The organism is Mycobacterium sp. SMC-21 (genome assembly GCF_045310825.1).
Classification (GTDB): Bacteria; Actinomycetota; Actinomycetes; order Mycobacteriales; family Mycobacteriaceae; genus Mycobacterium.
On record NZ_JBJIAO010000032.1, the window covers coordinates 15,184 to 27,423 of the forward strand.

The 12,240-nt window shown below is 67.9% G+C and carries 12 protein-coding genes; 4 read left to right on the plus strand and 8 right to left on the minus strand.

Annotated features, from left to right (window positions below; translation table 11 throughout):
- Positions 1 to 11: 11 nt before the first annotated feature.
- Genes ACJH6H_RS23120 through ACJH6H_RS23130 form a run of 3 tightly spaced genes read right to left on the minus strand, consistent with a single transcriptional unit; the run spans position 12 to position 2,647 of the window.
- Complete coding sequence (locus ACJH6H_RS23120) at positions 12 to 620, minus strand: vitamin K epoxide reductase family protein (protein ID WP_406775891.1); 609 nt, start codon at positions 618 to 620, stop codon at positions 12 to 14.
- Entirely contained in the window at positions 617 to 1,450 is an 834-nt protein-coding gene (locus tag ACJH6H_RS23125) for a thioredoxin domain-containing protein (RefSeq protein ID WP_212811916.1), read from the minus strand. Before ACJH6H_RS23125 ends, ACJH6H_RS23120 begins: the two co-directional genes overlap by 4 nt.
- Positions 1,451 to 1,498: 48 nt before the next feature.
- On the minus strand, positions 1,499 to 2,647 hold the full coding sequence (locus ACJH6H_RS23130; RefSeq protein WP_406775892.1) for an alpha/beta hydrolase: 1,149 nt from the start codon (positions 2,645 to 2,647) through the stop codon (positions 1,499 to 1,501).
- Here ACJH6H_RS23130 and ACJH6H_RS23135 point away from each other — a divergent pair.
- From ACJH6H_RS23135 to ACJH6H_RS23145, 3 genes are all read left to right on the plus strand, one after another.
- Positions 2,646 to 3,494, plus strand: a complete 849-nt coding sequence (locus ACJH6H_RS23135; RefSeq protein WP_406775893.1) for an aldo/keto reductase — start codon at positions 2,646 to 2,648, stop codon at positions 3,492 to 3,494. The two genes, ACJH6H_RS23130 and ACJH6H_RS23135, sit on opposite strands and share 2 nt — an antisense overlap.
- 5 nt (positions 3,495 to 3,499) lie before the next feature.
- Complete coding sequence (locus ACJH6H_RS23140) at positions 3,500 to 4,336, plus strand: aldo/keto reductase (protein ID WP_406775894.1); 837 nt, start codon at positions 3,500 to 3,502, stop codon at positions 4,334 to 4,336.
- Between the two features lie 372 nt (positions 4,337 to 4,708).
- The gene (locus ACJH6H_RS23145) at positions 4,709 to 5,098 is read left to right on the plus strand and encodes a hypothetical protein (RefSeq protein WP_212811920.1); all 390 of its coding nucleotides are present in this window, start codon (positions 4,709 to 4,711) and stop codon (positions 5,096 to 5,098) included.
- 323 nt (positions 5,099 to 5,421) lie between these two features.
- On the opposite strand, the gene ACJH6H_RS23150 is transcribed toward ACJH6H_RS23145, so the two are convergent.
- From ACJH6H_RS23150 to ACJH6H_RS23160, 3 genes are read right to left on the minus strand one after another with little or no spacing between them, the layout of a single operon-like run.
- Positions 5,422 to 6,129, minus strand: coding sequence for an HNH endonuclease family protein (locus ACJH6H_RS23150; protein ID WP_212811921.1), 708 nt, complete (start codon positions 6,127 to 6,129; stop codon positions 5,422 to 5,424).
- On the minus strand, positions 6,126 to 8,348 hold the full coding sequence (gene recG / locus ACJH6H_RS23155; RefSeq protein ID WP_318985955.1) for an ATP-dependent DNA helicase RecG: 2,223 nt from the start codon (positions 8,346 to 8,348) through the stop codon (positions 6,126 to 6,128). The genes ACJH6H_RS23150 and recG overlap by 4 nt, the downstream gene beginning before the upstream one ends.
- Before the next feature lie 2 nt (positions 8,349 to 8,350).
- A complete protein-coding gene (locus ACJH6H_RS23160; RefSeq protein WP_406775895.1) occupies positions 8,351 to 10,042 on the minus strand; it encodes a DAK2 domain-containing protein in 1,692 nt (563 codons plus the stop codon).
- 218 nt (positions 10,043 to 10,260) lie between these two features.
- Here ACJH6H_RS23160 and rpmB point away from each other — a divergent pair, with 218 nt between their 5' ends.
- Positions 10,261 to 10,455, plus strand: coding sequence for a 50S ribosomal protein L28 (rpmB, locus tag ACJH6H_RS23165; protein ID WP_029105766.1), 195 nt, complete (start codon positions 10,261 to 10,263; stop codon positions 10,453 to 10,455).
- Between the two features lie 97 nt (positions 10,456 to 10,552).
- Here rpmB and ACJH6H_RS23170 read toward each other — a convergent pair whose 3' ends face one another.
- Together ACJH6H_RS23170 and ACJH6H_RS23175 are read right to left on the minus strand one after the other, a co-directional pair.
- Positions 10,553 to 11,236 carry a uracil-DNA glycosylase gene (locus tag ACJH6H_RS23170; RefSeq protein WP_064860454.1) on the minus strand — a complete coding sequence of 228 codons (684 nt, stop codon included), beginning with the start codon at positions 11,234 to 11,236 and terminating at the stop codon, positions 10,553 to 10,555.
- 9 nt (positions 11,237 to 11,245) lie between these two features.
- Entirely contained in the window at positions 11,246 to 12,208 is a 963-nt protein-coding gene (locus ACJH6H_RS23175; protein ID WP_133425937.1) for a thiamine-phosphate kinase, read from the minus strand.
- Positions 12,209 to 12,240: the final 32 nt, after the last annotated feature.

Sequence of the window (12,240 nt, forward strand, 5' to 3'; positions counted from 1 at the left end):
CAGCTGAAGCACTAGATCAGCGTGGACCAATAACTCCAGAATCGATCAAGGATCAGCAGGGCGATCGCGGTGATCCACACGGCGTACAGCGGCCACCGCCACTGGTACAGGGTGTCCGCCACTTTGTTGCCAGCGGCCAAGGGCCGCAACGCAATTGACGCCACCACGACCAGCAGCGCCATGGTGACGACCCAGACCACCATGCAGTACGGGCACAGGGCGCCGATCTCGTACAGGCTCTGGTAGATCAGCCAGTGCACGAACACCGCACCCAGCAGCGTGCCACCGGCCAGACCCGCCCAGTACCACCGCGGCAGCCGCACGCCCGCGACGGCGAGCACGCCGGTCACGATTACGACGCTGAAGGCGGCGATGCCCAGGAGCGGGTTCGGGAATCCGAACAGCGAGGCCTGCTTGGTCAGCATCACCGACCCGCAGGACAGCACCGGGTTGATGCTGCACGACGGGACGTACGACGGGTTCTGCAGCTGCCGGACCTTCTCGACCGTCAGCACGAACGCGGCGACCTCGCCGATGATGCCGGCGAGGAGAATCCAGACGGCGGCGGGGCGGCTGACCGCCACCCCCACCTGCCGCTGGGACGTGTCGACGTCGGTCACTGGTGCGGTGCCGGAGCGGGCTGCGGTGCCGGGGCGCCCGGGGCCGGAGCGGCGGGGGCTGCCGGTGCGGCGGGCAGGTTCGGCAGATCCGGCGCGACGGCCTTGATCTTCTCGATCAGGCTGTTCGGGTCGCCGTTCGGGACCAGGCTGGTCTCGGTGCCGTTGATCTTGATGGTCGGGGTGCCCTGAATCTCGGCGTTGCGGGCCATGTTGTTGACCATCTCGGTGTAGACGCCGTTCTCGACGCACTTGCTGACCGGATCGTTCGGGCCGACGGCGACACCGGACTGGCGTGCGTACTCGAGCAGCTTGGCGTTGTCGGGGAACGTCGCCGCGGTCTCCTCGGGCTGGTTCTTGTACAGCGCTTCGTGGAAGCGCCGGAACGCGGCCTTGTCCTCGTCGGCGACGCAGTACGCCATGGCGCCGGCGCGCGTCGAGTACGACTTCGGGTCACCACGGCCGATGATCGAGACGATGTTGTAGTCGACGGCGATGTCGCCGTTGTCGATCAGCTTGGCGATGGTCGGGCCGTACGTCTTCTCGAAGACGCCGCAGACCGGGCAGAGGAAATCCTCGTAGATCGCGAGGGTGACCTTCGGGTCCTTGGTGCCGGGGTTGGTGACGACGTTGCTCGCCGCGATCTGGACCGCCTGCACCTTGTGCGGGTCCGCCTTGGGCTTGCCGTTCATGACGATGTACGCCACCAGTACCACCGCGAAGATGATGACAAGCGCGGTCAGCCCGCCCTTGACCACCCAGTCCCGCTTGCGGTCCGCAGCCTTCAGGTCATAGCTGGCGTTCTTCGATGACTTCGACGATTTCGACGGCACGGCGTCAAGGGTACCGACGCCGTCCCCGAACTCGGCCGGAGCCGTACCTCAGCGGGTGAGGTGTGCCCGGAACGCGGAGATGAAGTCCGCCGTCGCGACCGCGCTGTCGCCGCCGAGCGGGAAGAAGTTCGCGAAGGCGTGGACCAGGGATCCGTACCTGCGGTGGTCCACCGGCACGCCGGCGGCGGCCAGTGCCGCGGCGTAGGCGTCGCCTTCGTCGCGCAGCGGATCGAACCCACCGGTGAGCACCAGCGCGGGCGGCAGGCCCGACAGATCCTCGGCCAGCAGCGGCGACACGCGCGGGTCCGCCGGATCGAGCGTCGATTCGGCGAGGTAGTTGGCCCGGAACCAGTCCATGTCGACCTTGCTCAGGAAGTAGCCGTCGGCGAACAGCACCTTCGACCGGGTGTCGCCCGCGAAATTCGTGACCGGATAGATCAGCAGCTGCAGGGCCGGCAGCGGCGCGCGGTTGTTCCGGGCCAGCTGGGAGACGACGGCCGCCAGGTTGCCGCCGGCGCTGTCGCCACCCACGGCGATCCTTGCCGGGTCGGCGCCCAGCCGCGCCGCGTTCTCCACACACCAGAGATAGGTGGCGTAGCAGTCGTCGGAGGCGGCCGGAGCCGGGTGCTCGGGGGCCAGCCGGTACTCGACGGAGACGACGTGTACGCCGGCGTCCCGGCTGATCAGGCGGCACAGCCCGTCATGCGACTCGATGCCGCCGACGACGAATCCGCCACCGTGGAAGAAGACCAGCAGCGGCGTGGGCCCGGTGGTGTCGGCCCGGTAGTGCCGGGCGCGCAGGGGTTCGACCGGACCGGGAACCGTGAAGTCGGTCGTCGTCACGGCGATGGCCGGGTCGAGGTACTGCGACAACGCCAGCAGCTGAGTGCGCGAGACGTTGATGTCGCTGCTCACGACCAGGCCCCCGGCGCCGGTGGCGTTCTGCGCCGCCAGCATCAGCTGCAGGGTGGTGTCCAGGGTGTTGCCGTCGATCGTGACGCGACGCCCGCCGAGCAGCACGCGCTTCAGCCGGTCGGGAATCTTGGGGAGGATGCGGAGGGCGATGCCGCCGGCCCGGGTCAGGACCGCCAGGCGCAGGCGGTTGGGCCGTCCGACCGGATGCTCGGGCCGGACGACCAGTTCGGCGTCGGTTGTCGCTGCCGACAGCTCAGCGTCGCCTGGCATGCTCATTGTCATGGCTGATCCTTCAGGTGCTCCGAGTCCAACACTGACGCTCAACGACGGTACGTCCATTCCCGTGGTGGGTCTCGGGGTGTGGCAGACACCGGCCGAGGACACCGAACGCGCCGTCAGTGCAGCATTGCACGCCGGATATCGCCATATCGACACCGCCGCGGCCTACGGCAACGAGGACGGCGTCGGCCGGGCCGTCGCGGCCTCCGGCATTCCGCGCGAGGACGTCTTCGTCGTCACCAAGCTGTGGAACTCCGACCAGGGTTATGAGAAGACCCTCGCCGCGTTCGACGCCAGCATGGCGCGGTTGGGGCTCGATTACCTCGACCTGTACCTGATCCACTGGCCGACGCCCGCCCAGAACCTGTTCATCGACACGTTCAAGGCTTTCGCCCATCTGCGTGACCAGGGCCGGATCCGCGCGATCGGCGTCAGCAACTTCGAGCCCGAGCATCTCAAACTGCTCATCGACGCCACCGGGATCGTGCCCGCGGTGAACCAGATCGAGCTGCATCCGCGGCTGCCGCAGGCCGAGCTGCGGGAAACGCACGCCCGCTACGGCATCGCCACCGAGGCCTGGAGCCCGCTGGGCCAGGGTTCCCTGCTCGCGGACCCGATCGTCACCACCATCGCGGAGCGACACGGAAAAACGCCAGCACAGGTGCTGATTAGGTGGCATATACAGCTGGGTAATATCGTCATCCCGAAATCGGTGAACCCAGACCGGATTGCGAGCAATTTCGACGTGTTTGATTTCGAGCTGAGCGAAGCGGACATCGCGTCCATCGCGACCCTCGACAACGGCACCCGCCTGGGCCCGGATCCACGAACATTCAACTTCACAGGGTAGGTGACATGGCCTCCGCAGAGATTCCCAATGTGGCGCTCCACGACGACAACACGATCCCGGCGCTCGGTCTCGGTGTCGGCGAGCTGTCGGACGCCGACACCGAGCGCGCCGTATCGGCCGCGCTCGAGATGGGCATCCGCCTGATCGACACCGCCGCGGTCTACGGCAACGAGGAAGCCGTCGGGCGGGCCATCGCGTCGTCGGGTATCCCGCGCGCCGAGATCTTCGTGACGACCAAGCTGGCCAACGCCGACCAGGGTTTCCAGGCCGGTCAGGACGCCTTCAAGGTCAGCCTGGAGAAGCTGGGCATGGAATACGTGGACCTGTACATGATCCACTGGCCCGCCGGCGACATCAGCAAGTACGTGGACAGCTGGGGCGCCCTGATCAAGCTGCACAACGACGGCACCGCGAAGTCCATCGGCGTCTGCAACTTCTCGGACGAGGACCTGTCGACCATCATCGACCTGAGCTACGTCAGCCCGGTGGTCAACCAGATCGAGCTGCACCCCCTGCTCAACCAGTCGGCGCTGCGCGCGGTGCACGCCGAGCGCGGCATCGTCACGCAGGCCTACAGCCCGCTGGGCGTCGGCAACCTGCTGACCCACCCGACCGTGCAGTCCGTCGCCGCCGAGTACGGCAAGACCCCGGCCCAGGTGCTGATCCGGTGGAGCCTGCAGCTCGGCAACTCGGTCATCCCCCGCTCGTCGTCGCCGGAGCGCATCGCCGAGAACCTCGACGTGTTCGGCTTCGAGCTGGCCGCCGAGCACATGGACGCCCTGAACGGGTTGGACGACGGCACCCGCTACCGCCCGGACCCCGCCACCTACACCGGCATCTGAGGCACCGGCGGTTCATCAACCGATACCGACACAAGTGGTCGTTCTCCCATCGGGGAGGACGACCATTTGTGTTTGGCGCGAACGATTTTGGGTAGTGGCGACGGGCGCCTGGGCTGCCCTGTCACAGATGTGCCCAGTGGGTCACGTGGGTCGCTTGTGGAAAAACTCGCAGCAATTGATTCGTGTTAACTATCCCACTATTACCCCCGGTGCGTTAATTTGATATTGCGTCCATTTATTCCGGCGCAACCAGACATCATCGAGCAGGGGGTTCGAGAAATGGTTCATTCATTCAAGAGCACTTCGCAATTAACGGCTCCGACAATTGGTCGCTTCTCCCAACGCTTGCTATTGGGTGCGGCAACAATTGGCATGGGCGCATTGCTATTCACATTCGGAGCGGGCACAGCACAGGCCGACACCTCCACCACCGGTGTGGCGGGCCACAGCAACGCACCCACCTCCAGCGCGAGGGCGGCAGCCGCGGGCAGCCCGGTGGGCGGCATCGCGGGCGCACTCGACGGCACGGTGAAGACAGTGGCCGGTGCCCTCCACGGCACCACCAAGACGCTGGCCGCTGACCTCAACGGCACCACCCACACCGTCGCCGCCGACCTCGACGGCACCACCAAGACCGTCGCGGGCGGACTGCACAACACCACCAAGACGGCCGCGGGCGCACTCGATGGCACCACCAAGACCGTCGCCGGCGCACTCAACGGCACCCTGAAGACGATCGGCGGCATTTTCGGACGCCGCTGACGGATACCGCAACAGACAGGAGCGAATTTGGCATCAGGCTGCGGCGAATTGTTGACCGATTGCTGAATTGACGGCATTTCGACCCGAAATTCAGTCGCCCCGCCATCGGTCATTTCGCCGTGGTCGTATGAGCAGATATTGGTTGCCGAGACGTGGTAGCTCGGCAACCAATATCTGCGCAATTCCCACGGCTTCGGCTCGAAATTAGCGGTTCCACCGATCTCAGGAATACCAGCAAACGATTCCCTGCTCTTTTTTGTGCGGAATCGCTCATACCGGCAACAAAATCGCGGAATCTCGGCGATGTACTGGAACCAGCCGACCTAGTTCACCGGACAGGTGGCCGCGGCATCGCGCAGGACGGGCACCGACGGCGCGTCCACGGGCAGCCCATAGCCACGCAGCACCGCGATGTACTGCACGGCGTACTGGCACCAGAAGCCGTGGTTCGGCGGCATCCAGTCCGAGGGCTGCTTGTCGCCCTTGTCCTGGTTCGCTTTTCCCGAGACCGCGAGCAGATTCGCCGGATCGTTGGCGAACCGCAGCCGGAGTTCGTCATTCCAGTCCCTGGCGCCGAGGTCCCAGGCCAGCGCGAGCGGCACGATGTGGTCGATCTGCACCGCAGCGCCGATCTGGTTACCCCGGGTGAAGGCGATGGTGTCATTGGTGTAGGGGTCGCGGAGGACGCCGGTCTTCACCGCCTGCGGGCAGCGCTTGATCGACACGACGGTCTTGTCGGTGAGATCCCGGTTCAGGATGTCGTTGCGGGTGTCGCAGCCGTTGTGGCCCTCGGGCGCCGAAGTGTCGTCGGTCCAGGACTCGCCGAACGCCGCGCGCCGGTAGTTCGGGTCACGCACCCGCCGCGGGATGACGGCCAGGCCCGCCAGGATGTCGGTGCCGGGAGCGATGGTCGGGACGACGGCGCCGTCGACACCATCGGCGACCGCCGCCGGTTCGTCGGCCGTGCCGACCTGGATGGCCACCACCACCGCCAGCACCACGGCCGCCACCAACCACAGCAGGCGCTTCACGCCTTGTCCAGGTACTCGACGCGATCGGTGTCGACGAATTGGGCGGCGAGTGCGGACATGCCCGGATCATCCGGATTCTGCGCGTAGGCCGCCTGACAGAAGGCGCGGGCCGACTCGATGACTTCCTGGTGATCGGCCAGCGACAGGAACCGCAGATGCCCGGCCCGTCCGGATTGGTTGAGACCGAGGACGTCGCCTTCGCGGCGCTCCTGCAGGTCGAGATCGGCCAGTTCGAAGCCATCGAGGGTGCCGGCCACCGCCTCCAGCCGGGCACCGGCTTTCGATCCCGGCGGCAGCTTCGTCGCGAGCAGGCACAAGCTGGCGTGCGAGCCGCGGCCGATGCGGCCGCGCAGCTGGTGCAGCTGGCTGATGCCGAAGCGGTCCGCGTCCATCACGACCATGACCGTCGAGTTGGGCACGTCGACGCCGACCTCGATGACGGTGGTGCACACCAGCACGTCGATCTGTCCGGCGCGGAAGGCCGACATGATGGCGTCCTTCTCGTCACCGGGCAGCCGGCCGTGCATGAGCCCCAGCTTGAGGTCCTTCAGTGGCCCGGCCCGCAGCTTGTTGTACAGCTCGACGACCGTCACCGGCGGCGGTCCGGCCTGATTCTTCTCGTCGCCCGTCTTGTCGTTCTCGTCGATCCGGGAGGCCACCACGTAGGCCTGCCGTCCCGCCGCGACCTCTTCACGGATGCGGGCCCACGCCCGGTCGAGCCACGCCGGTTTCTGGGTGACGAAGATGGTCTTGGTGTCGATCGGCTGCCGGCCGCGCGGCAGCTCCCGCATGGTGGAGGTCTCCAGGTCCCCGTACACCGTCAGCGCCACGGTGCGCGGGATCGGGGTGGCGGTCATGACCAGCAGGTGTGGCGTCAGACCGTCGGGGGCCTTGGCACGCAACCGATCTCGCTGCTCCACCCCGAACCGGTGCTGCTCGTCGACCACCACCATGCCGAGCCGGTCGAATTCCACGGCGTCCTGCAGCAGGGCGTGGGTGCCGATCACGATGCCGGCCCGCCCGCTCGACACTTCCTCGCGCACCTGGCGCTTCTGCTGCGCGGTCATGGACCCGGTCAGCAGCGCCACCGAGGTTGCATCATCGGGGGCACCGAGCTGGCCCGCCATGGCGAGCGGTCCCAGCACGTCGCGAACCGACCGCGCGTGTTGCACGGCAAGCACTTCCGTCGGCGCGAGCAGCGCGCACTGGTATCCGGCGTCGACCATCTGCAGCATGGCGATCAGAGAGACGATGGTCTTGCCCGAGCCGACCTCACCCTGCAGCATCCGATTCATCGGCCTCGACTCGGACAACTCTGCCGACAGCACCTCGAGCACGTCACGTTGACCCGCGGTCAGTTCGAACGGCAGCCGGTCACGCAGGGCGGCCGCGAGACCGGTGTCGATCGGCGGTGCCGGCGGACCGGACTGTGATTGGGTGCCGTGCCGGCGGGCGGCCAGCGCCCACTGCAGCCCGGCGGCCTCGTCGAAAGTCAGCCGCTCCCTGGCCTGTTCGCGATCGGCTTCGCGCTCGCCGAGGTGAATGTCGCGCAGCGCCTGGTCCTCCGAGATCAGGCCCCGCTGCGCCCGGATGGATTCCGGCAGCGGATCGGCTATCGGGTCCAGCACGGCGAGGACCTGCAGGATGCACGCGTAGATGTCCCAGCTCTGCACCTTCGCGCACGCCGAGTAGATCGGGAAGAACTCCCGCTCGAACGCCGACATCTGGAGTTCGCCGTGCATCTTCTCGGAGGCGTCGGCGATCTTCTTCAGCGCCGGCGAACCGAACGTGCGGCCGGCCCCGGAACCCAGCACGAGGTGCGCGGGATGCGTCAATTGCATTGTGCGCCCGTAGAATCCGACCACGCCCGACAGCATCACGCGGGTGCCCTCGACGAGTGACTTCTTGAGGAACTTGGCGTTGAAGAAGGTTGCGGTGACCTTCGGGTTGCGGTTGCCCAAGGTCACCACCAGGTATTCGCGCTTGGGCGCCCGGTTGGTCCAGCGCGTCTCCGCTTTGGTGATGACGTCGACGAACGTGACGTGGTCGCCTTCTTCCGGCAGCTCGGTGTCCTCGCCGAGCACCGTCATGCCCTGGCTGTACTTGCGCGGGTAGTGCCGCAACAGATCGTTGACGGTGCGGATACCGAGGAATTCTTCCAGCGGCGCAGCCGATTTCGCGCCCAGTACGTGCACCAGTGAGTCGGTCAGCGCGACCACCGCTACTCCACCCCTATCAGAAGCGCATCGCCGCGGTGACCGGTGTGATAGGTCACCAACTCGGCCGCCAGGTGTTCCTGGCGCACATGCTCGGCCAGCGCGACGCCCACCTCGGCGTCGACGCCGGCGCCGGTCAGCACCGTGACCAGTTCTCCGCCCGACGACAGCAGCAGGTCGATGAGCCCGCTGGCGGCACTGACCAGGTCGTGCCCGACGATCAGCACCTCGTCACCGGCGATGCCCAGTCCGTCGCCCGGGCGGCACCGGCCGGCCCAGGTCAGCGCCGCCTCGGTGGCGATCCGTACCGAGCCGTGCCGGGCGCCCGCCGCGGCGCGCGCCATGTTGTAACCGTCGTCGACGGCCTGCCGGGTGGGGTCGTGCACGGCCAGCGCGGCCAGTCCCTGCACCATGGATCCGGCCGGTACCGGCACGACGTCCATGCCCCAGCTGATCGCCGTGGCGCAACCGGCCACCAATTCCTCGGCGGCCAGAAAACCGTTGGGCAACACCATGATCTGCGCGGCACCCGTGCCGACCAGCCCGGCGAGGAACTGCTGCGCGCTGACCGGTCCGCCGTCGGGCCGCAGCACGTGCGCACCCTCGCCGCCGAACAACTCCCCCGCGCCGTCGCCGTCGACGATCGCCAGCACGGCACGGTCGCGGCTCCAGCCGCCCGACGGCCGGGCCCCGGCGGCCCCGAGCAGCGCGGTGACCTGAATCCTGCTGACAGCGCCCAGATCGAGAGCGGCCTCGATCGCGGCGCCGGCGTCGTCGGCGTGTACGTGCACGCTGTATTGGCCGCCGGCGACGGCGGTGGCGATGGCAACGGATTCACCGAGCCGCACCAGCCGGGCCCGCAACACCTCGACGTTGTCCGGGTCGCAGTCACCCAGCAGGTACATCACCTCGAATTGTGGTGGCGCGCCGTTGATTTCGTGGTGGTCATGATGGTCGTGATCGTGGTGGCCGTCGCCGTGCTCTGCCCGCGGGTGTCCCGGTTGGTATTGCGGCCGCGGCGGGGAGCCGCCGGACAGTGTCGCGGTCAGGGCGTCGAGCAGGACCAGCAGACCGCGCCCGCCGGCGTCGACGACACCCGCTTCGGCGAGCACGTCGAGCTGGTCGGTGGTGCGGTCGAGCGCTGCCGCGGCGGCATCCGCGACCGTCGCCGCGATGGTCGCGAGGTCCGTCACGCCGTCGTGCTTCTCGGCTTCCAATGCGGCCGCCTGCAGCACCGAGACGATGGTGCCGGGCACGGTCTGCCCGACCGACGCGACGGCCAGCACCTGGGCGTGGTGCAGGGCCGCGGTGAATTCCGGCGCAGTGATCTCGCCGCACTCCCTGTCCTCGCCGCGCTGCAACGCGGCCTCGGCAACCACGTCGGCCACGCCGCGCAGGATCTGCGACAGGATGACGCCCGAGTTGCCCCGGGCGCCGTGCAGCGCCCCCGCCGACAATGCGGCCGACACCGCCACCACGTCGTTGCCCGCCGCCTTCACGGCCTCGTCGGCCTGCGCGGCGGCGGCGCGCATGGTGAACAACATGTTGGTGCCGGTGTCGGAGTCGGCGACGGGATAGACGTTCAGCCGATTGATCTCGTCCGTGTGGGCGATCAGGTGCAGGACCGCGGTGTGCGCCCAGTCACGTAATGCGATCCCATCCAGCGGACGGGGTATGCGACCCACGCCAGCTGACATGTGACCTCCATCGCGTCCGCCCTCGACCCTCAGTGCTCCGCCAGCCTAGCCACAGGCCCCGACAAATCTCCTGACCAACTCCCCTGGAACAGCAGCCACCAGACCCATTTTGGTGATCGTCGGGCGGCCCGGTATCCTGGTCAGGTTGTCTGTTCGCGCCGCACAACGCTGTGGCCGTCGGACTCAGACCCCAAGTACTGATTTTCGAGGAGTTCTTCATGGCCGCCGTGTGCGACATCTGCGGAAAGGGACCGGGCTTCGGTATGTCCGTCTCGCACTCCCACCGTCGGACCAACCGCCGCTGGGATCCGAACATCCAGACCGTGCGTGCCGTGGATCGTCCGGGCGGCAACCGCAAGCGCGTCAACGCCTGCACCTCCTGCCTCAAGGCCGGCAAGGTCACCCGCGGCTAGTTTGGGCTACCGCCGGGCGGATTGATTCCGCCTGACAACTGAAAGCTTCACACCTGAGCGCTGCACGAACCCCGTGCAGCGCTTTCGTGTGTCTTCACTAGGGCAGGCGCCAGTCGATCGGGTCCGCACCGAGGCCGGCCAGCAGCTCGTTGGCCCGGCTGAAGGGCCGCGACCCGAAGAAACCGCGCGACGCCGACAACGGTGACGGGTGCACCGATTCGATGCTCGCGCAGCGTTCGCCGGTGAGCATGGGCTTGAGGGTCTGCGCGTCGCGGCCCCACAACACCGCAACCAGCGGCTGCGGCCGCGCGATCAGGGCATTGATGGCGCATTCGGTGACAGCTTCCCAGCCTTTCCCGCGGTGCGACGCGGGATTGCCCGGCCGGACCGTCAGCACCCTGTTCAGCATCATGACGCCCTGCTTCGACCACGGGCTCAGGTCGCCGCAACTGGGCGGCTCGTATCCCAGGTCCGCGGTGTACTCGGTGAAGATGTTGGACAGACTGCGCGGCAGCGGCCGCACGTCGGGCGCCACCGAGAAACTCAGCCCGACGGCATGCCCTGGGGTCGGATAGGGGTCCTGGCCGACGATCAGCACCCGCACCTCGTCGAAGGGGAACGTGAAGGCGCGCAACACATTCTCCCCCGCCGGCAGATAGCCGTGACCGGCCGCGTTCTCGGCGCGCAGGAATTCACCCATCGCGGTGATCTGCGGGGCGACGGGTGCCAGGGCCGTGGCCCAGCCGGGGTCGATCAGGTCGTGCAGGGGTCGGGCGCTCACGCCAGTACCTTACTGACCGAACGATTCCCATCCGCCGGCTCCATGCCATGACGCGCCGTCGACCGTCACGCGCGCTTCGCCGGGCCCGACGGTTCCGATCGCCCGCCACCCCGCCGGCAGTGCGCCACCGAAAGTGCCGACCAGCACGTGGTCCTCACCGCCGCCGAGCACCCAGTCACGGGCGTCGCCACCGACCATCGCGGCCGCCGGCGTCAGCGTCGCCACGTCGGCCTCGAGCGCGGCCATGGACAGGTCTACGGCGACGCCGGAGGCCGACGCGATGTGACCGAGGTCGGCGACCAGCCCGTCGGACACATCTGTCAACGCGGTCGCGCCCGCCGCCGCGGCGGCCGCCCCCTGTCCGTACGCCACGTGCGGCACCAGATGCCGTCGGCGCAACTCGTCGAACTCGTGGATACCTTTGCGCCACAAGGTATATCCGGCTCCAGACCAGCCCAGGTCACCGATCACCGCGACGGTGTCCCCCGGTTGCGCACCGGACAGCAGCACGGGCGCGCGGCCACCCAGGTCGCCCAGCACCGTCACCGAGACCACCCACTGCGGTGCGGCCACCAGGTCACCGCCCACGATTCCGGCACCGAATTTCGTTGCCTCCGACCACATTCCGTCAGACAACCGCTGCGCGTCGGCGGCCTCGGTGTCCACGGGCGCCCCGAAGCCGACGACGAACGCGTAGGCCCGGCCGCCCATGGCCTCGATGTCCGCGGCGTTCTGCGCGATTGCCTTGCGGCCCACATCATGCGGTGTGGACCAGTCCAGCCGGAAATGCCGGCCCTCGACCAGCATGTCGGTCGACACCACGACCCGGCCGTCGGCGGCCGTCAGCAGCGCGGCGTCGTCACCCGGACCGACGACGACCTCGGCGGGCTGGGTGCGGCGAGCGGTTATCCGCCCGATCACCGCGAACTCACCGAGCCCCGCCAGGGTCTCCCGGGATTCCGCGCTGCTCATGGTGGTGGAGTCTATGGCGCACGACCGCCGTC